The 19,393-nt window shown below is 72.6% G+C and carries 18 protein-coding genes and 1 riboswitch; of the genes, 3 read left to right on the top strand and 15 right to left on the bottom strand.

Annotated elements, in window-relative coordinates:
• From ACIBM5_RS35460 to ACIBM5_RS35475, 4 genes are all read right to left on the bottom strand, one after another.
• A partial coding sequence (locus tag ACIBM5_RS35460; protein WP_396010807.1) for an aminopeptidase P family N-terminal domain-containing protein occupies window positions 1-571 on the bottom strand: 571 nt, incomplete at its 3' end.
• A 50-nt stretch (window positions 572-621) separates the two neighbouring features.
• Entirely contained in the window at window positions 622-1,479 is an 858-nt protein-coding gene (locus tag ACIBM5_RS35465; protein WP_396010808.1) for a DUF3050 domain-containing protein, read from the bottom strand.
• Between the two features lie 297 nt (window positions 1,480-1,776).
• Window positions 1,777-2,886 (bottom strand): CaiB/BaiF CoA transferase family protein, encoded by a 1,110-nt coding sequence (locus tag ACIBM5_RS35470; RefSeq protein WP_396010810.1) that lies wholly within the window; start codon window positions 2,884-2,886, stop codon window positions 1,777-1,779.
• Window positions 2,887-3,069: 183 nt separating this feature from the next.
• Window positions 3,070-4,206 (bottom strand): PucR family transcriptional regulator, encoded by a 1,137-nt coding sequence (locus ACIBM5_RS35475; RefSeq protein ID WP_396010811.1) that lies wholly within the window; start codon window positions 4,204-4,206, stop codon window positions 3,070-3,072.
• A gap of 683 nt (window positions 4,207-4,889) precedes the next feature.
• Between ACIBM5_RS35475 and ACIBM5_RS35480 the strand changes: the two genes are divergently transcribed.
• Window positions 4,890-6,689 carry an AAA family ATPase gene (locus ACIBM5_RS35480; RefSeq protein WP_396010881.1) on the top strand — a complete coding sequence of 600 codons (1,800 nt, stop codon included), beginning with the start codon at window positions 4,890-4,892 and terminating at the stop codon, window positions 6,687-6,689.
• Window positions 6,690-6,795: 106 nt separating this feature from the next.
• On the top strand, window positions 6,796-8,538 hold the full coding sequence (locus tag ACIBM5_RS35485; RefSeq protein WP_396010812.1) for a pyruvate dehydrogenase: 1,743 nt from the start codon (window positions 6,796-6,798) through the stop codon (window positions 8,536-8,538).
• A 48-nt stretch (window positions 8,539-8,586) separates the two neighbouring features.
• Here ACIBM5_RS35485 and ACIBM5_RS35490 read toward each other — a convergent pair whose 3' ends face one another.
• From ACIBM5_RS35490 to ribD, 8 genes are all read right to left on the bottom strand, one after another.
• The gene (locus tag ACIBM5_RS35490; RefSeq protein ID WP_396010813.1) at window positions 8,587-9,051 is read right to left on the bottom strand and encodes a PH domain-containing protein; all 465 of its coding nucleotides are present in this window, start codon (window positions 9,049-9,051) and stop codon (window positions 8,587-8,589) included.
• Window positions 9,052-9,121: 70 nt separating this feature from the next.
• The gene (hisG, locus tag ACIBM5_RS35495; protein ID WP_391586134.1) at window positions 9,122-9,985 is read right to left on the bottom strand and encodes an ATP phosphoribosyltransferase; all 864 of its coding nucleotides are present in this window, start codon (window positions 9,983-9,985) and stop codon (window positions 9,122-9,124) included.
• 84 nt (window positions 9,986-10,069) lie between these two features.
• On the bottom strand, window positions 10,070-10,333 hold the full coding sequence (locus tag ACIBM5_RS35500; RefSeq protein WP_391586135.1) for a phosphoribosyl-ATP diphosphatase: 264 nt from the start codon (window positions 10,331-10,333) through the stop codon (window positions 10,070-10,072).
• Between the two features lie 68 nt (window positions 10,334-10,401).
• A complete protein-coding gene (gene ribH, locus ACIBM5_RS35505) occupies window positions 10,402-10,893 on the bottom strand; it encodes a 6,7-dimethyl-8-ribityllumazine synthase (RefSeq protein ID WP_396010814.1) in 492 nt (163 codons plus the stop codon).
• 216 nt (window positions 10,894-11,109) lie between these two features.
• A complete protein-coding gene (locus tag ACIBM5_RS35510) occupies window positions 11,110-12,468 on the bottom strand; it encodes a bifunctional 3,4-dihydroxy-2-butanone-4-phosphate synthase/GTP cyclohydrolase II (protein WP_396010816.1) in 1,359 nt (452 codons plus the stop codon).
• Entirely contained in the window at window positions 12,465-13,127 is a 663-nt protein-coding gene (locus ACIBM5_RS35515) for a nicotinamide riboside transporter PnuC (protein WP_396010817.1), read from the bottom strand. Before ACIBM5_RS35515 ends, ACIBM5_RS35510 begins: the two co-directional genes overlap by 4 nt.
• Window positions 13,124-13,750, bottom strand: coding sequence for a riboflavin synthase (locus ACIBM5_RS35520; protein WP_396010818.1), 627 nt, complete (start codon window positions 13,748-13,750; stop codon window positions 13,124-13,126). The genes ACIBM5_RS35515 and ACIBM5_RS35520 overlap by 4 nt, the downstream gene beginning before the upstream one ends.
• 3 nt (window positions 13,751-13,753) lie before the next feature.
• On the bottom strand, window positions 13,754-14,872 hold the full coding sequence (gene ribD / locus ACIBM5_RS35525) for a bifunctional diaminohydroxyphosphoribosylaminopyrimidine deaminase/5-amino-6-(5-phosphoribosylamino)uracil reductase RibD (RefSeq protein WP_396010819.1): 1,119 nt from the start codon (window positions 14,870-14,872) through the stop codon (window positions 13,754-13,756).
• Between the two features lie 120 nt (window positions 14,873-14,992).
• Window positions 14,993-15,139: riboswitch (FMN riboswitch) on the bottom strand.
• Window positions 15,140-15,326: 187 nt separating this feature from the next.
• Here ribD and rpe point away from each other — a divergent pair.
• Window positions 15,327-16,001, top strand: a complete 675-nt coding sequence (gene rpe, locus ACIBM5_RS35530) for a ribulose-phosphate 3-epimerase (protein ID WP_396010820.1) — start codon at window positions 15,327-15,329, stop codon at window positions 15,999-16,001.
• A gap of 150 nt (window positions 16,002-16,151) precedes the next feature.
• On the opposite strand, the gene ACIBM5_RS35535 is transcribed toward rpe, so the two are convergent.
• The 3 genes from ACIBM5_RS35535 to ACIBM5_RS35545 all read right to left on the bottom strand — a co-directional run bounded on the left by ACIBM5_RS35535 (window position 16,152) and on the right by ACIBM5_RS35545 (window position 19,388).
• Entirely contained in the window at window positions 16,152-16,925 is a 774-nt protein-coding gene (locus ACIBM5_RS35535) for a class I SAM-dependent methyltransferase (RefSeq protein ID WP_396010821.1), read from the bottom strand.
• A gap of 125 nt (window positions 16,926-17,050) precedes the next feature.
• The gene (locus tag ACIBM5_RS35540; protein WP_396010822.1) at window positions 17,051-17,812 is read right to left on the bottom strand and encodes a hypothetical protein; all 762 of its coding nucleotides are present in this window, start codon (window positions 17,810-17,812) and stop codon (window positions 17,051-17,053) included.
• Between the two features lie 181 nt (window positions 17,813-17,993).
• Complete coding sequence (locus ACIBM5_RS35545; protein WP_391586143.1) at window positions 17,994-19,388, bottom strand: RsmB/NOP family class I SAM-dependent RNA methyltransferase; 1,395 nt, start codon at window positions 19,386-19,388, stop codon at window positions 17,994-17,996.
• Window positions 19,389-19,393: the final 5 nt, after the last annotated feature.

The raw sequence follows: 19,393 nt of genomic DNA on the forward strand, positions 1-19,393 counted from the left end.
TTTGTTGCGCTGTGGCTTTGCCGCCCCTACCAGCCGCTGGGCCGGGGCCGCGGGGGTGACCCGCCCCCCGCGCGTCGACCGGGGGGGCGTGGGCGGCCCCGGCCCGGCGCAGCGCGGCCACCTCGGCGGCGGACTTGCGCATCCGCAACTCGCGCAACACGTCGCCGGCGAGCGACTGTTCGGCGGCGGGCAGGGCGGCGCGGAAGGCGAGCACCTTCTCCGCCCACATGTGGTTGTCCAGGCCGATCCGGGCCACGCCGGCGGGCAGCCGCTCGGCGATCAGCGCGTACGGATCGTCGGTCTCGGCCCAGCCGGCCACGTCGATGCCGAGCGCTCCCGCGGGTGACGCGAGGGCGGCGGGCTTCTCCAGGCCGGGTACGACCAGGAAGGGCTCCGCGCCGACGGGCACCACCAGGCAGGTCAGGCGCTCCAGCGGAAGCGCCTCGTAGCCGGTGAGATAGCGCAGGTCGGCGCCGGGCGAGATGAGCAGGGCGTCCAGTCCCGCGTCGGCGGCTGCCTTCTGGGCGCGGCCGAGGCGGTCTGTGGGGTACAGGGCTGCGTCGTGGGTCACGCGCTTAACATATGACACGTCACACGACTCCGGGCAGTCCCGGAACCGGATCAGCAGGCCGCGGGGCGGGTCGCCTCGATCGCCGTGTGCACCGCGTCCCACAGGTCGGCGCGGGCGCGCAGCGAGACGGTGACGGTGCCGGCGCTCTCCCGCCACGCCCGGGCCGGGTCCGCGGTGGCGGAGCACAGCTGGGCGAGCAGACGCAGCGCCATCGGGCCGTGGTCGTCGCCGTCCACCTCGATGTGCCGGGCGAGGTACTCGCCGAACACCGCGAGCCGGCCCTCGTGCCGGGAGTCGAGCGTGGTGAGGTGGTCGAACATGCGCGGGATGAGTTCCTCACGGCCGAGTGCGAAGGACGCGGCGATGCAGTGCAGCGGGGCGTGTTCGACGACCTGCCAGGTGCGCGCCACGAACGCGGCGGCGCCGGTGGGTGCGCCGCACGCGACGACGGCCTCGGGCACCGGGACCTGGTCGACGAGCAGGCCGAGGAAGCGCCGGGCCGGGCGGGTGTCGGCGCCGGCGGCGTCCATCGCGGCGAGGTAGAGCTCGAAGTGGCTGAGCGGGCCCAGCGAGGTGGTGTCGCTCTCCTCGCCGAGCACGATCTCGTTGACCATGCGCCGGATCTCCGCGTCGCCGCGCGGCACCCACGGGATCTCCACGCAGGTCAGCCGCCGTTGCAGGCTTTTGAGCAGGGACATGAAGTCCCAGACGGCGAACACGTGGTGCTCCATGAACACCCGGATCGCGGTGATGTCGGTGAGGTCCCGGTAGACGGTGTGCCGGAGCACGCGTTGCCGCACGGGTGCGGTCTCGCCGAGCAGCCGCGCGATGTGATCGGTGGCACGTTCCGTGGCGTGCGCGCGCGGGAGGGTGGTGCCGATGGGGCTGGTGAGTGCGGTGGTGTCCATGGTTCCTCGCGAGGGATCGGCAGTTGCGGCTACCGATGGTAGAGAGAGCGCTACGCGGTGAAACATTTGTCGCGGATTTCCGGGCGCGGGTAGGACGCGCGTGCCATGATGCACGTTTGCGCGAAGCGCTCGGGCACGGGTCGCCCGTCGTCGACGTCGCGCCCGGGGCGGGGCAGGGATAGACCGCCCGCACCGCCCGTGGCGGCCGGCTCGACGGTCGGGGTTGCCCGGGGGCCGGCCGCCCGGTGCCCGTCCTCGATCCCGGCGGGCCCTCGCGGCCCGGTTCGGCTTACCCGGTCAGGAGTCCTGGGTCAGCTTCGCGGCTTCCTCCGGGGACAGGCCCCAGGATTCGAGGAGGGCGGCGTCGACCCGGGTCGAGGCGTCCCCGACCGTGGACGGGGTGTCGGACAGTCGCGGGGCCGGGGCGGGCTGAAGGGTGCCGTCGGGGCGGATGAAGGTCTCCCGGGCCCGGTTGTGCGGGTGCTCGGCGGCCTCCTCCCAGGTCAGTACCGGCGTCACGCACGCGTCCAGCGGCTCGAAGACCGCCGTCCACTCGTCCCGGGTCCGCCCGGCGATCACCGCGGCGAACCGCTCGCGCAGGACCGGCCAGCCGGCCCGGTCCATCTGTGCCGGCAACTCCTCCTCGGCGAGCCCGAGTCCGGCCAACAGCAGGGCGTAGAACTGCGGTTCGATCGCGCCCACGGCGACGTGGCGTCCGTCGGCGGTGGTGTACACGTCGTAGAACGGCGCGCCGGTGTCGAGCAGGTTGCCGCCGGGCTCGTCCGCCCAGCCGCCGAGCCCGCGCATGCCGTGGATGAACGCACTGAGCAGCGCCGACCCGTCGGTCATCGCCGCGTCGACCACCTGGCCGCGCCCGGACGTACGGGCGGCCAGGAGCGCGGCGAGGATCCCGAACGCGCAGAACATCGCGCCGCCGCCGTAGTCCCCCACCAGGTTCAGCGGCGGCACCGGACGCTCGCCGGTGCGCGCGAAGGAGTGCAACACCCCGGAGATGGAGATGTAGTTGATGTCGTGCCCGGCCCGCGGCGCGAGCGGCCCGTGTTGCCCCCACCCGGTCATCCGGGCGTAGACGAGGGCGGGGTTGCGCTCCAGGCAGACGTCCGGTCCCAGCCCGAGCCGCTCGGCCACGCCCGGGCGAAACCCCTCGACGAGCACGTCGGCGCCGGCGATCAACCGCAGTACCGAGTCCCGCGCGGCCGGGTCCTTGAGGTCGAACTCCAGGGTGCCCAACCGCCCGCGGCCGACCACCATCGAGGGCATCGACGCGCCGCCGGGGCGATCCACCCGGAGCACGCCGGCGCCGGCGTCGGCCAGCATCATCCCGACGAACGGTCCGGGCCCGATCCCGGCCAGTTCGACCACCTTGACGCCATCCAGCGCACCCATGCCCACTCCCCACGCCACGCCACGATCGAATACCTGGCACAGTCAAGCAGACCTGTCGCCGGCGCGCCGCTCCCCTGCACGAACCGGGTGAGCCGCGCATCGGACCGGCCGCGAACCGAGCGGCCGGTCTCCGGGCGGGTGAGAAGTGCGGGCGGGACGTGCGGGCCGGAAGTGCGGGCGGTCTCAGCCGCCTTGCATGCGCACGATCTGGAGCGCGATCATCAGATTCAGCCGTAGGTGCGGATCCTGGGTGAACGGCCCCAACAGCCGCTCCAGCTTGGTGATCCGATAGCGCAGCGTGTTGTAGTGCACATACAGCCGGCGTGCGGTCTCGGCGACGTTGAGGTTCGTGTCCAGCAGTGCCTGCAGCGTGTTGCGCAGGTCCGCCGCCTCCGGATCGCGCGGGTGGGCCAACGACCGCAGCGCCTCGCGTGCGAAGCGGTCCAGCTCGCCCGGATCCGGAATCAGGCTCAGCAGCCGAAAGACGCCCAGTTGATCGAAGTCCGCCACCGCGCCCGGCCCGTGGATACGCCGACCCGCCGCCACCGCGCGTCGGGCCTGTTCGTACGCGGTCGGCAGTGCGTCCAGGGACTCCGCCGGTCTGCCGATGCCGGTGCTGAACGAGCGGATCACGGTGCCGCAGTCGGCGTGCACCACTGCGGCGAGTTCGGCCACCAGCCGCGCGGACTGCCCGTCGTCCGGCGCGCCGAGCAGGGCGACCACCTCGCGCGGATATGCCGCGACGGCCGCGTCCGGTGCCCGGGCGGCGACCGCCGTGAACCAGGCAAGGGCCAGCGCCTCCTGCCCGGCCCGCACCGCCCGCGCATCCCCGCTCGCCGCGGGCGGATCGGCCTCGGCAACCACGACCAGCAGCGGGCCGCTCGGCAGCACCGTCCACCCGGTGAGGTCGGTGCTGCGTCCGGTCAGCAGGTCGCGCATCAGGTCGCTGCGGTACTTGGCGTCCGATGCGGCCCGGGCCAGCCTGCCCGTGAGCCCGACCGCGGTCTCCACGATCGGCCGCCCGGCCGGGCGCGGGACCTTCGTCGGGGTGGGGGCCAGGGCGCCCGCCGCGGGGTGCGGGTCCTCGCCCGCGTCCCACGCCGTCGACGCGCCCGCCACCCGGGCCCTCGGCAACGACGCCGGGTCGGGCGCGCTCGCGCCGCCGCCGACCGCCTTGCGGCGCCGGGGCGGCAGCCGACGTGGGGCCGCGCCGGCCACCACCGCACGCGCGGTACCGGTCCCGCCGGCACTGTTGTCACCGGGACGAAGCGGTGGTTCGCCCCCCGTTGCCGTTCCGCCCGTGTCCCCGTGGTTGCCCATATACCGACCGTAGCGTCACGAACACGCGCACGTCAGCACCGCGGAGAGCGTGCGGGCAGTGCACACCCGGAGTGCGCGGGGCGCACGATCCCGGTGCGACGCCCTTCTCGGTGGGATCGCATTCCGTCCGGAGATTTCCCGGCGTGGCGTGCTTGACCGTTGTGTCCGGATCGCCATAGCTTGCGGTCCAGCGGCAGTGCCGAATCACTCCCCGGCCCCGCATCGAGACGAAGCCTCCGGTCGTTCCCCCGCGACCGGGGGCTTCCTCGCGTCACGCCGGTCGGATCGCCGTCCGCCCCTTGGCGTTTCGGGCTCCGACACACCACCGCCCGCCCCCACGAGCGGCACCTCACCACCCCAAATGCCGTTCGCCCCTCGGATTGCCGGGCCCCGCTCGGTACGATGCGCGGGGACGAACGCGTGGCGGCGCGGACACCATCCGTGACCGCCTCGTACGAGCCGGCGTGACGGGCAGCGGAACGGGAGAGGCTCTAAGGGGCGTCGCCGATCGGGCGGAATGGACGCACCGGGATTCATCGGCAGCGGGCCGACATCCTCTCGAAGTCCCCTCGGGGACACGGGCACGCGGAGAGGACCGGCCGGGGGAAGGGGGGTCCACCGTGGGACAGACCGAACGTGGCGCACGCACCGGAAGTCCGGCCGAACTGGCCTGGTTGCGCGGCATGGACGCCTACGTCGCCGGCGAATACGGCCAGGCGGAGGTGCAGTTCCGGGCCGCGGTCGAGGCCGACCCGGGCATGGCCGACGCATGGCTGGGGCTGCATGCGCTCAAGGTGGAGGTGGCCACCGCCGTGGTGGCCATGCACACCCACCGAGAACGCTTCGGCGAGCAGCGCGCGAAATACGGCCGGCCGCTCAACTCCTGGTACTGGCTGGGCTGGTGGGTGCAACTGGTCCTGGAGACCCCGCGCGACCTGGCGCTGGCCCACGCATCGCACTGGTTGGACGGGCGCCACCTGCCCGAATTGGACGCGGCACTCGCCCTGTGCCCACCCGCCGAACAGGACGCGGCCACCCGGTTCCTGCTCGCCTGCCGGGCCTATCTGGGCAAGGACTGGCAACAACTGCTCCGGCACACCGCGGGGTTGGACGACGACGCGCTGCTGGGCGTGGAGGCGGGCCTGTTCGCGGGCATGGCCCGGGTCCGCCTGGGCCTGTACGCCAAGGCCGAACAGGTGCTCGCCACCGCCCTGGTGCGCTGCCGCTCGGAGCACCCGCAACGCAAGGAGTTGCGCTACTGGCTCGCCCGCGCGTACGAGGAGACCGGCCGCACCCCGGCCGCGCTGCCGCTGTATCGGGCCGTGCACCAGGCGGACCCCTCGTTCATGGACACCGCCGCGCGGCTGTCCTCGCTGGCGGCCGGCGAACCGCTGGACGAGTACGGCGGGATGACCGCTCGCCTGGCCGGGCCCGTGGTCGGCCGAGGCCCGCTCCCGGACGTGCTGCCGCCGATACCCGCGACCGCTCCCCCGCCGGCCGGCCCGCCGCCCGCCGCCGAGATCGAGCGCGAGCCGGACCCGACCCCGGACGGCGACGACCTCGACCCGCGGCCCGACGCGGACGTGCGGGCGGCCGGCCGATCCGCGCCGATGCGCCCGGCCGCCGCCCCCGAGGAACTCGCGCTGGTGTTGGCCGAATTGCAGTCGATGGTCGGCCTGGAACCGGTCAAGCGTCAGGTGCGCGCGTTGTCCGCGCAGATGCGGATGGCCCGGCTGCGCGAGGCCCAGGGCCTGCCCGCGCAGGCCCCCAAGCGGCATTTCGTCTTCTCCGGCCCCTCCGGTACCGGCAAGACCACCGTCGCCCGGCTGCTCGGCCGGGTCTTCGCCGCGCTGGGCCTGTTGGAGAGCGACCGCCTGGTCGAGGCGCAGCGCTCCGACCTGGTGGGCGAGTACCTGGGCCAGACCGCGGTCAAGACCAGCGAGTTGATCGACTCGGCGCTGGGCGGCGTGCTGTTCGTGGACGAGGCGTACGGCCTGACCAACGTGGGCTATTCCAAGGGCGACGCGTACGGCGACGAAGCGCTCCAGGTGCTGCTCAAGCGGGCCGAGGACGACCGGGACCGGCTGGTGATCATCCTGGCCGGCTATCCGGAGGGCATGGACCGGCTGCTCACCTCGAATCCGGGCCTGATGTCGCGGTTCACCACCCGGGTCGAGTTCCCGTCCTACGGCGCCGAGGACCTGGCCCGGATCGCCGAGGTGATGGCGGCCGGCGGCGGCGACACCTGGGACGAGGACGCGGCGGCCGAGTTGCGCAGCATCACCGGCCATGTGCGCGAGCAGGGCTGGATCGACGAACTGGGCAACGCCCGCTTCGTCCGCACCCTGTACGAGAAGTGCTGCATGTATCGCGACGTGCGCCTGGTCGAGCTGCCGGACGGCCCGGACCTGGCCGAGCTGACCACGCTGCGCCTGTCCGACCTGTTCCAGGCGTACGGGGATCTGGCGGACGGCCGGGGATAGCCCGGCGCGGCACGGGTAGGGCTATCCGATCATCGCTTTCTTGCCGATGGCCGGGCGCGGCAGGCACCCGCCGGGTCGCCGGTCGAGCAGGACGGAAGGGTCTCCCGTGGCCAAGCAGAGCGTCGCCGAGCAGTTCGTGGACATCCTCGCCCAGGCGGGGGTGCGCCGGTTGTACGGCGTGGTGGGCGACAGCCTCAACCCGATCGTGGACGCCGTGCGACGCAATGCCGCGATCGATTGGGTGCACGTGCGGCACGAGGAGGTGGCCGCGTTCGCCGCGGGCGCGGAGGCGCAGCTGACCGGTCGGCTGGCCGCGTGTGCGGGCAGTTGCGGCCCGGGCAACCTGCACCTGATCAACGGCCTGTTCGACGCGCACCGCTCGCACGCCCCGGTGCTGGCGCTCGCGTCGCACATCCCCAGCGGCGAGATCGGCACCGGGTTCTTCCAGGAGACGCACCCCGAACGACTGTTCGTCGAGTGCAGCCACTACAGCGAGATGATCGGCACGCCCGAGCAGATGCCCCGGGTGCTCCAGTCGGCGATCCAGCACGCGGTGGGCCTGGGCGGAGTCTCGGTGGTCACCCTTCCGGGCGATGTCGCGGACCGGCCCGCGCCGGAGCGGGCCTACCAGTTGGCGCTGCCCACGGCGCTGCCGGCGGTGCGCCCGGGCGACACGGACCTGGCCACGCTGGCCCGGATGGTCGACGAGGCCGCGCGGGTCACCCTGTTCTGCGGCGCGGGCACGGCCGGCGCGCACGAGGAGGTGATGGCGTTCGCCGCCCGGATCAACGCGCCGGTGGGCCACGCGCTGCGCGGCAAGGAGCACATCCAGTACGACAACCCGTTCGACGTGGGCATGTCCGGGCTGTTGGGCTACGGTGCCGCGTACGAGGCGATGCACGAGGCGGACCTGCTGATCCTGCTGGGCACCGACTTCCCGTACAACGCGTTCCTGCCGCAGGACGTGGCCACCGTGCAGGTGGACGTGCGCCCGGAGCATCTGGGCCGGCGGACCACGCTCGACCTGGCGGTGTGGGGCGATGTGCGCGAGACGCTGCGGGCGCTGACCCCGATGGTGCGGGCCAAGACCGACCGCCGGTTCCTGGACCGTATGCTCCGCAAGCACGCGGACGCCCTCGAAGGGGTGGTGAAGGCGTACACCCGCAAGGTGGAGAAGCACGTGCCCATCCACCCGGAGTACGTCGCCTCGATCCTGGACGAGGAGGCCGCCGAGGACGCGATCTTCACCGTCGACACCGGCATGTGCAACGTGTGGGCGGCGCGCTATCTGACTCCGAACGGGCGACGCCGGGTGATCGGTTCGTTCTCGCACGGCTCGATGGCCAACGCGCTGCCGCAGGCGATCGGCGCACAGTTCCTGGACCTGGACCGGCAGGTCGTGTCGATGTCCGGCGACGGCGGCTTCTCGATGCTGATGGGTGATCTGCTGACCCTGGTGCAGTCCGACCTGCCGGTGAAGATCGTGCTGTTCGACAACTCGTCGCTGGGCATGGTCGAGTTGGAGATGATGGTCGCCGGGCTCGAACCGTTCGGGACGACGAACAAGAACCCGGACTTCGCCGCGATCGCGCGGGCTGCGGGTGCGTTCGGGGTGCGGGTGGAAAAGCCGAAGCAGGTCCGCGGTGCGCTGCGGGACGCCTTCGCACACAAGGGCCCGGCGCTGGTCGACATCGTCACCGACCCCAACGCGCTGTCCATCCCGCCGAAGATCACCGCCGGACAGATCCAGGGCTTCGCCCTGAGCGCGGGGCGAACCGTCCTCAGCGGCGGCGTCGGCCGCAGGGTCCAGATGGCCCGGTCGAACCTGCGCAACGTGCCGAGGCCCTGAGCCCGCAGCCGCAGCGGGGCTCGACGCGAACCATCCGGCCCGGTGGTGCTAGCGCGCGTCGGGGGCGGCGCCGTACTTCTCCGCCAGCGAGCGCAGTTCGCGTGCGGCGGTGATCGCCTCGGCCTTGCCGTTGGAGGTCTGAATGCCCATCACCGGCAGGGTGTCCCCGTTGGACATGTCGATGTAGACCCACGGGTCGCCCTGGCGCAGGTAGACCCGGACGATCTGGGCCCAGTCCAGATGGGTGGTGCGCAGCAGGTTGACCACGGTCACCCCGCCCGCCGCCGCGACCACCTTCGGTCGGCCGAGCATGATCATCGCGGCGAGACCGAGCACCCCGGTGCACGCGACGCCGAGCCGCGAACCGAGCCCCCAGCCGCCCTTCTCCGGAAGCATCACCGCCAGCACGCAGAGCCCGACCAGGATGACCGCGCCGAGCACGGCGGTGATGAGCCGACTGCGCTTGGCGTACCAGGTGCGCGGAAGGTCGGCGGCAGGGGTGGGGGCGCTCATGGTGGAACGGATCTCCGGGGGAAGAGGGTGATCGGTCCGCCGACGCACGCGCCGGCGGACCGATCGGGTGTCAGAGGCGGCAGGCGTGGATGCCGGTGACCAGGATCGCGCGGGCGCCGATCTCCCACAGGTCGTCCATGATCTGCTGGGCGTTCTTGCGCGGGACCATCGCACGCACCGCCACCCAGCCCTCGTTGTGCAGCGGGCTGACCGTGGGCGACTCCAGGCCCGGGGTCAGCGTGACCGCCGCCTCCACCCGCTCGACCCGGATGTCGTAGTCCATCATCACGTAGCTGCGGGCCACCAGGACGCCCTGGAGCCGGCGGACCAGTTGTTCCAGGGCGGGCGAGGTCTCCGCGCCGGCGCGGCGGATCAGCACCGCCTCCGAGCGCAGGATCGGCTCGCCGAACACCTCCAGGCCGGCCTGCGCGAGTGTGGTGCCGGTCTCCACGACGTCGGCGATCACGTCGGCGACGCCCAGCTGGATCGCGGTCTCCACCGCGCCGTCCAGCTTGACCAGCGCGGCGGCCTCGATGCCGTTGTCGGCGAAGTCGCGCTCGACGATGCCGATGTAGGAGGACGCCACCCGCAGTCCGGCCAGGCCCTTCTTGCCCTGCCCGGCCAGCTCGCGCGCCAGTGTGGCGGGCGCGGCGTAGCGGAACGTGGCCGGGGCCAGCCCCAGTTGCAGGATCTCCTCGGCCTCGGCGCCCGAGTCCATCAGCAGGTCGCGCCCGGTGATGCCGGCGTCGAGCCGGCCGGAGCCGACGTAGATGGCGATGTCGCGCGGGCGCAGGAAGAAGAACTCGACGTTGTTGTCGGGGTCGGTGAGGACCAGTTCCTTGGAGTGCTTGCGCTGGCGGTAGCCGGCCTCATGCAGCATCGCCGACGCAGGCTCGGAGAGGGAACCCTTGTTGGGGACGGCGATGCGCAGCATGAAATGACCCTTCGGGAAGTGCCGAACGAGGTTGCGGGTACGACGGCGTCCCCGGCCCGGGCGACGGGCCGGGGACGGCGGTCGTCACAGGTGAGCGTATACGTCCTTCAGCGAGATGCCGCGAGCGACCATCATCACCTGGAGGTGGTAGAGGAGCTGGGAGATCTCCTCGGCGGTGCGGTCGGCGCCCTCGTGCTCGGCGGCCATCCACACTTCGGCGGCCTCCTCGACGACCTTCTTGCCGATCGTGTGCACGCCGGCGGTGACGAGCTCGACCGTGCGCGAGCCCTCCTGGCCCGAGGCCGCCTTGGCCTGCAGCTCGTCGAAAAGCTGTTCAAACGTCTTCATGGTGCCCATCGCGTGGTTGTGGGTGGCGTGGCGCGGACGACCCGTGGGTGCATCTGCGGGTGCGTCGATCAGGCCGAACGCCGCGGTTCGGAGAGCGTACGCAACACCATCGCCGTCGCGACGGCCGCCTCCACCGCTTCGCGGCCCTTGTCCTCGCGCGAGCCGGACAGGCCGGCCCGGTCCAGCGCCTGCTCCTCGGTGTCGCAGGTGAGCACCCCGAAGCCGACGGGCACACCGGTGTCCAGCGCGACCCGGGTCAGGCCGTCGGTGGCGGCCGAGCACACGTACTCGAAGTGCGGGGTGCCGCCCCGGATCACCACGCCGAGCGCGATCACGGCGTCGTGACCGCTCCCGGCCAGCGCCTTGGCCAGCACGGGCAGTTCGAACGCGCCGGGGGCGCGGATCAGCGTGGGTTCGGTGATGCCCAGCTCGCTCAGGGCCTTGAGGGCCCCGTCCACGAGCCCGTCCATCACGGTCGTGTGCCACTGCGCGGCGACCACGCCCACGCGCAGGTCACGGCAGCCCTCGACGGTCAGTTTCGGGGCTCCTGCGCCACTCATGTCTGTCGGTGTCCTTCGGCTGGAACGGCTGAAAGCCTGGATGCGGTATGCGGTATGCGGTGGTGGAGTACGACGAATCGAGCTCCGGTGCGGTGCGGCGGGGACCGACGGGTCGAGCAGGGTCCGACGGTCGAGCAGGTTCGAGCGGGTCGAACCTATCGGCGCGGCCGGGACGGTACCGCGCGCGTGTCACCGGTACGGGTGAGGCCGATCGGGTCAGGCGGTGCTGACCGCGTGGCCCTTCGCGTCGACGACCTCGGCGACCTCGCCGACCGAGGGCGCGGTCGCGGCCTCGTCGTCGGGGTCCAGCCAGGGCAGGTCGTGCCCCATCCGGTCGCGCTTGGTCAGCAGGTAGCGCAGGTTGTCCGCGGTCGCATGCACCGGAAGCGCGACCCGGCCGGTGATCTCCAGGCCGTAGCCCTCCAACCCGGCGCGCTTGGCCGGGTTGTTGGTGAGCAGGCGCATCGAGCGCACGCCCAGGTCGACCAGGATCTGCGCGCCGGTGCCGTAGTCGCGGGCGTCGGCGGGCAGGCCCAGTTCCAGGTTGGCGTCCACGGTGTCGTGGCCGGCGTCCTGGAGTTGGTAGGCCTGGAGCTTGTGGATCAGCCCGATGCCCCGACCCTCGTGGCCGCGCATGTACAACACCACGCCCCGGCCCTCGGTGGTGACCCGCTCCAGCGCGGCCTGCAACTGCGGACCGCAGTCGCAGCGCAGCGAGCCGAACACGTCGCCGGTCAGGCACTCGGAGTGCACCCGCACCAGCACGTCCTCGCCGTCGCCGAGGTCGCCCGCCACCAGCGCGATGTGCTCGACGCCGTCGGCGGTGCTGCGGTAGCCGATCGCCCGGAACGTGCCGTGCTCGGTGGGCAGCCGGGTCTCGGCGGCCCGCTCGATGGTGCGTTCGGTGCGCCGGCGGTAGGCGATCAGGTCGGCGATGGTAACGATCTTGAGGCCGTGCTCGCGGGCGAACGGGACGAGCTGCGGCAGCCGGGCCATCGTGCCGTCGTCGTTGACCACCTCGCAGATCACGCCGACCGGCGCCAGCCCGGCCAGTTCGGCCAGGTCCACGGCCGCCTCGGTGTGCCCGGGGCGGACCAGCACCCCGCCCTCGACCGCACGCAGCGGGAAGACGTGGCCGGGTCGGGTCAGCTCGGTGGGCACCGTGTTCGGGTCGGCCAGCAGCCGCACGGTGTGGGTGCGGTCGGCCGCCGAGATGCCGGTGTCGACGCCGTCCTTGGCGTCCACCGAGACCGAGTAGGCGGTGCCCTTGCGGTCCTCGTTGACGGCGGTCATCGGGGGCAGCTTGAGCCGGTCCAGGTCGGCGCCGCGCATCGGCACGCAGACCACGCCCGAGGAATAGCGGATCATGAAGGCCATCAGCGCCTGCGTGGCCAGCTCGCCGGCGAAGATCAGGTCGCCCTCGTTCTCCCGGTCCTCGTCGTCGACGACCACGATCGCCTCGCCGGCGGCCATCGCCTTGATCGCGTCCTCGATGGTGTCGAGCACCAGTGGCGCCTCCGGCGCCGCCTTCTGTGCCGGCACCTCGATGTCGGTGTTTTCGCTGCTGGTCTTCACGCCGTTGCCCCTTCCAGGTGCCGATCTGCCCCGCGGGCAGCCCCGTTGTCCCGGTACCGCCGGGAGCGGTTCCACCAGTCGACGAGCCCGGCCACGCACATCACGAAGAAGACGCCGTAGACCAGTCCGCTGAACACCAGGCCGTGCTGCACGGCGAGCGGCACGCCCACCATGTCCACCGCGATCCACACCAGCCAGAACTCGAACAGGCCGCGGGCCTGGGCGAGCATCGCCACGACCGAGCCGACGAAGATGTACGCGTCCGGCCACGGCGCCCACGAGATGCCGGTGTGTTCGAGCAGCAGTGCGAAGCCGACGGTGCCGGCCGCCATCAGCGCGACCAGCGCGATCCGCTCGTGGGTGCTCCCGAAGCGGATCTCCACCTCGCCGGTGTCGCGCCGACCGCGGGCCCAGCGCCACCAGCCGTAGCCGGCCGCGAAGATGATGACGACGTTGCGCATCGCGCTGCCGCCCAGGTGCACCGAGGTGTTGGCGGCGATCAGCAGCGCCGCGCCGAGGATCTGTACGGGCCATGCCCACAGGTTGCGGCGCAGCGCGAGCCACACGGTGGCCAGCGACGCGGTCTGGCCGAGCAGGTCGGACCACGGCACCGGCTTGTCGGCGACGGTGAACGCGGCGTCGTTGAGCCAGCCGATCACGATGCCCCCACCTGTGTATCGGTCCCGTGTGTGCCCAGCCGCTCGACGTACTTGGCGATGATGTCGACCTCGAGGTTGACCGGGTCGCCGACCGTCTTGACGCCCAGCGTGGTCAGCGCGAGCGTGGTCGGGATCAGGCTGACCGTGAAGCTCGCGTCGTGGGCCTGCACGACGGTGAGGCTGATGCCGTCCACGGTGATCGAGCCCTTGTCCACCACGTAGCGGGCCAGGTGCGCGGGCAGCGCGATCTCCACGACCTCCCACTCCTCGCCGGGCGTGCGGGCGAGGATCTCGCCGGTGCCGTCGACGTGGCCCTGTACGAGGTGGCCGCCCAGGCGACCGCCGAGCACCATCGGGCGCTCCAGGTTGACCCGTGCGCCCGTGGTGAGCGCGCCCAGGCTCGACTTGTCCAGGGTCTCCTGCATCACGTCGGCGGTGAACGTCGCCTCGACCGGGTCGACCTTGTCGTCCACGACGGTCAGACACACCCCGTTGACGGCGATCGAGTCGCCGTGCCGGGCACCGGTGGTGACGACCGGGCCGCGGATGGTGATCCGGGCCGAGTCGGTCAGCCGCTCGATGGCCACGATCTCGCCGAGTTCCTCAACGATTCCGGTGAACATGCGTCAGGACTCCTTCGTTCGGCCGGCGGGTTCCGGCCGCGGGCGGGCGGTGATGCGAATGTCGGTGCCGAGGCGGGCGACGTCGTCGACGTCCAGTCGCAACACCTCGGAGATGGTGCCGATTCCGGCCGGACCCAGGGCGGTGGGTCCGGCGCCGAGCAGGGCCGGGGCGAGATAGCCCACGACGGTGTCGATCAGGCCGGCCGCGGCGAACGCACCGGCCAGGGTCGGGCCGCCTTCGAGCAGCACGGCGCGCACGTCGCGCGCGTACAGCTCCTTCAGCAGCGCGGGCAGGTCCAGGCCGGCGTCGGCGCGGGGTATGCGCAGCACGGCGGCCTCGGGCAGGTGGGCGGCGTCCGCGTCGGGGCCGACCGCGATCAGGGTGGGTGCCGCGTCGTCCAGGACCCGGGCGGTCGCCGGGGTGCGGGCGTGCGTGTCCACGATCACCCGCAGCGGCTGCCGGGCGCCGGGCACGTCGCGCACGGCCAGGTGCGGGTCGTCGGCGAGCAGCGTGCCGGAGCCGGCCAGCACCGCGTCCACGCTCGCCCGCAGGGTGTGTACGTCGGCGCGCGAGGCCGCGGAGGTGATCCAGCGGCTGCTGCCGTCGGCGGCGGCGCTGCGGCCGTCCAGGGTGGCGGCGTACTTCCAGGTCACGTGCGGGCGGCCCAGTCGGGTCGCGGTCAGCCAGGCCCGGTTGCCCGCCTCGGCCTCGGCGGCGAGCAGGCCGCCCTCGGCGTCGATGCCCGCCGCGCGCAGCACCGCGCCGCCGCCGGCCGCGGCCGGGTTCGGGTCGGCGACCGCGTAGCGCACCCGGCGGATGCCGGCGTCGATCAGGGCCTGGGTGCACGGGCCGGTGCGGCCGGTGTGCGAGCAGGGTTCGAGGGTGACGAAGGCGGTGCCGCCGCGGGCCGCGGACCCCGCCGCGCGCAGCGCCTCGACCTCGGCGTGCGGGGCGCCGGCGCGGGTGTGGAAGCCCTCGCCGACCACGGTGTCGTCCGGGCCGAGCACGACGCAGCCGACCACGGGATTGGGGCTGGTGTGGCCGAGCGCGCGGCTCGCCAGCGAGATGGCGCGGCGCATGGCGGTGGTCTCGTCGACCGGCCGGGCGGTGTTGCCCTTCACCTCGTGCCTCCTCGCGTTGCGACGCGGGGCACCGGGGTGCTTTCGGGCAGGACGGCACGACGAATCGACGGGCGGGGATGCCGGCGCACCGTGGGTACGCGGACATGCCGCAGTCGCTCGCCGCGCGCTACCTCCCATCCGGACTTTGACCGTCGGTACCGGAATTCCACCGGTTCAGCCGGCCGTCGCTCCACGTGATGTGGGGCGTCGACCGGGTCGCGGACTGTAACCGCCGGTTCGGATTTTCACCGACCCCGGAGCGCGCGTACGTGACTTTCGTACACCTCGAAGTGTGCCACGACGGCCGACAACGTTGACCTTGACCAACCTGTGCCGTCCGTCACGGTGCGTTCGTATACCCGAACGCGACTGCGGCGTGGATGATCTGACGTATCGTCAGCTCGACGGTCGAGGCGGTGCCGAAGGACTGCCCCGACGATGAGATTCTGTGCGCATGACCGTGCAGATCAATCCGAGCATCCTGTCCGCCGACTTCGCCCGCCTCGCCGACGAGGTGGCGCAGGTGCGCAACGCCGACTGGCTCCACGTGGATGTCATGGACAACCACTTCGTCCCGAACCTGACCATCGGCCTGCCCGTGGTCGAGAGCCTGATCAAGGCCACCGAAACGCCGATCGACATGCACCTGATGATCGAGGACCCGGACCGCTGGGCACCCGCCTACGCCGAGGCCGGCGCGGGCAGCGTGACCTTCCACGTCGAGGCCGCGACCGCCCCGATCAAGCTCGCCCGGGACCTGCGGGCCAAGGGGGCGCGGGCCTCGATGGCGCTGCGACCGGCCACCCCGATCGAGCCGTACGAGGATCTGCTGCCGGAGTTGGACATGCTCTTGGTGATGACCGTCGAGCCGGGTTTCGGCGGGCAGAGCTTCCTGGACGTCATGCTGCCGAAGATCCGCCGCACCCGGCAGTTGATCGCCAAGCACGGCTTGCAGATGTGGCTCCAGGTGGACGGCGGGGTGTCCGCGAAGACCATCGAGATGTGTGCGGAGGCCGGCGCGGACGTGTTCGTGGCCGGGTCGGCGGTGTTCGACGGCCGCGATCCCGGTGCCGCGGTGGACAGGTTGCGCGCGTTGGCCACCGGAGCCGCGGAGCGCTGCGCTCACTAGGGCGGTTGGTGTGCCCACCCGCCCGTCCGTTGCGCTGGGTGAGCAGGCTGCGGTTTCACGGACTCGGGGTGGGGCTGATCGGGCCCGTGGAGCTTCGTCACAATGAGTGAAGCCGGGGCCTCTCGTCGTCCTCGCCGGGGCGGGAGGCCCTCAGGTCGTCGCGGACCAGATCGTCCAGTGGTCGGTTTCGTGGATCGGGCCCCGGGCCGGGAGCCTGTCCCGGATGTAGGCGGCCAGGTCGGAGAGTTCGTCGTCGGTGAGGTCGTGCAGGATCGACCGGCCGGTACGGGCCGTCAGGTCGGCGACCACCTCGCGGGCGTCGGCGTACTCGCGGCGCGTCTCGGTCAGCGCCGCGGTGCGCACCGCGCCGAAGCCGGCCTCGCCCAGGGCCGCCGTCACGGCCTCGGCGGTGGGGCGTCGGGCCGCTTCGATGTCGAGCAGGGCGGGGAACCGCTCGAAGAACCAGCCGCGCAGGTGGGTCGGTGTGCCGGGGCGGGTGACATCGGCCGGGGTGCGGTCCTGGACGATCAGCGCGCCGCCGGGCGCGAGCAGTCGGCGGGCCTCGCGAAAGCATCCGACGAGGTCGTCGAGGTGGTGGATCAGGGCCCGCTCGAACACGATGTCGGCCGCGCCGGCCGGAAGGCCGGTGGCGTACGCGTCGCCCTGGTGGAAGGACAACCCCGGCCGCTCCCCCGCCCGCTCCCGGGCGCCGGACAGGATCGTGGCGGAGAAGTCCACCCCGATCGCGCTCGCCGCGCCCAGATCCAGCCACGCCGTCGTGTACACCCCGCCTCCGCAACCGACGTCCACCACGCGTGCGCCGGCCGGGGGGACCAGGTCGCGAATCAGGCGCGCCCAGTCCTCGCCGGCGGCGCGCCGGGCGTAGGTGAGCCGGTTGGCGGGGCTGTGGAAGTCGATGGGCATGGTCGCCCTCCCTGTCGAGGCTTCGTTCGCCCTGTTCTTCGTTCGTTCGCTCTGGTTCCGACCACTTCTACCTTGATATCAAGATACTTGAAGTCGAGAGGGTTCCTCAAGGCATCCTCGGCGGTTCACGGGAGGCGGGTGGTCTCGCGTGGCCGGGCGCGCCGGTCGGCGGTCGGCGATGGTCGGGTCCGGGGTGTGCGGCGGCGTTGCCAGGCCAGGTATGCGCCGGTGCACAGGGTGACGCCGGTCATCGCGGCGATGTGCTCGCGGCCGGCCAGGTTCGGCTTGACCACCACCTCGGCGATCATCAGCAGCCACACGCCGGCGAGCAGGATCGGCGCACGACGCACCATGGCGATGCACACCACCAGGCCGACCACCGCGGCCGAGGGGCCGGTGTCCAGGATGTCGCCGTGCCGGGCGTCGATGCCGAGCAGGTGGTCCGGGCCGAGCCCGACCATCACCCTGGCGGCCAGCGTGCCGCACAGCGTGGCCACGTAGGCGATCACCAGCGTGCGGCGTGCCCCCAGGTCGAGTTCGGCCAGCCCGAACAGGACGAGAACCTGGATCAGCGCACCCCACACCGGCAGGTCCGGCGCGGGCACGAACAGCGAGACGGGCGTGCGCAGCAGCGCCAGAGGGAGCGGAATGCCCGCGCTCACCCCGCCCAGCGCACGCACCACGTCGCCGCCCCACGCGGTGCGCCAGGCGAACCAGAAGCCGAGGGTCAACAGCACCGTGCACATGGTGAGCGGGATCGCCGACAGGCCGTGCGCACGCAGCTCGCGCGCCGGAATCGCGGTGAGCCGACTCCACTCGCCGCGCACCGCTCGCGCCGTGCGGGCGAGCAGGCCGGGGCGCGGGGTACTGCGGGCGAGCGTGGACATGGGTACGGCGGCTCCTGCGGTGGTCGGCCGGCGGTCGCCCTCGGGTCTCTCGGACCCGAGGAACGACCGATGCGGCCGAGCCCGAAGTGACGACCACCCTCGCCGTTATGCCCCGCATCGGGGGTATCCAGCCGCTTTTCACCCCGTCCGTGCGGGTGATCGCGCCGTGCGTGCGGGTGATTCAGCCGGTACGACGAAGCAGCGCGAGGTACATCGCGTCGGTGCCGTGCAGGTGCGGCCACAGCTGTACGTCCGGGCCGGTGCCCAGGTGCGGCACACCCGGGAACAGCGGCCGGGCGTCGACCAGCTCGGCCTCGCCCGCGCGCAGGATGTCGTCCACCACCACGCGCGTCTCCGCCGGATGCGGCGAGCACGTGACGTACGCGATCACTCCGCCGGGCCGGGCGGCGGCCACCGCGGTGCGCAGCAACGCGCGCTGCAACTCGCCCAGTTCGGGAATGTCCTCGGGCTTGCGGCGCCAGCGCGACTCGGGTCGGCGGCGCAGCGCGCCCAGGCCGCTGCACGGCACGTCGGCGATCACCCGGTCGAAGCTGCCGGGTTGCCACGCGGGTCGGGTGCCGTCCGCGGTGATCACCTGATGGTGGGTCAGATGGCCGATCGCGTTGCGGACCAGGCGGGCACGGTGGTGCCGGCGCTCGACCGCGAGCAGCGACACGTCGCGCCCGGTGGCGATCGCGGCGAGCAGGCCGGCCTTGCCGCCGGGGCCCGCGCACAGGTCCAGCCAGCGGCTCTCGGCACCCTCGACCTCGGCCTCGGCCAGTGCGGCGGCGACCAGTTGGCTGCCCTCGTCCTGGACCGCGGCCCGGCCGTCGCGGATCGCCTTGATCCCCGCCGGGTCGCCCTCGGGGAGGGTGGCCGCGTACGGCGACCAGCGGCCGGGGGTCGCGCCCGCCTCGTACAGTTCGGCGAGTTCGACCCGGCCCGGGCGGGCGACCAGGGAGATCGTCGGGGCGATGTTGTCGGCGGCCAGCAGCGCCTCCATCGCGGCGCGGTCGTGCGGGTTGCCGCGCGCGCCCAGGGCGTCCCACAGGGCCTGCACGATCCAGCGCGGGTGCGAGTGCAGGACCGCGAGGTGGCCCTCGGGGTCCTCGTCGTAGGGCGGCGCGATCTGCCGCAGCCAGGTGTCCAGGTCCTGCTTGGAGACTCGGCGCAGGATCGCGTTGACGAACTTGGCACGACCGTCGCCGAGCACCGCGCGGGCCAGTTCCACGGTGGCCGAGACGGCGGCGTGCACGGGGGTGCGCATGCTCAGCAGCTGGTGTACGCCGAGCGCGAGCACGTCCAGGACCGGCGGGTCGATCTCCTTGATCGGCCGGTCGGTGCAGGCCGCCACGATCTGGTCGTAGGTGCCTTGACGGCGCAGCGTGCCGTGCACGAGTTCGGTCGCGAAGGCGGCGTCGCGCGGGATGATCTTGCGTTCGCGCAGCAGTGCGGGCAGCACCAGGTTGGCGTACGCGTCGCGTTCGCCGACCGCGTGCAGGACGTCGTAGGCGGCCAGGCGCGCGGCGTCGGGACGCGGGCGGCGGTAGGGGCGTGCGGCGGGGGCGTTGGTCACGGTGC

This window comes from Embleya sp. NPDC050493, assembly GCF_044458105.1.
Lineage (GTDB): Bacteria > Actinomycetota > Actinomycetes > Streptomycetales > Streptomycetaceae > Embleya.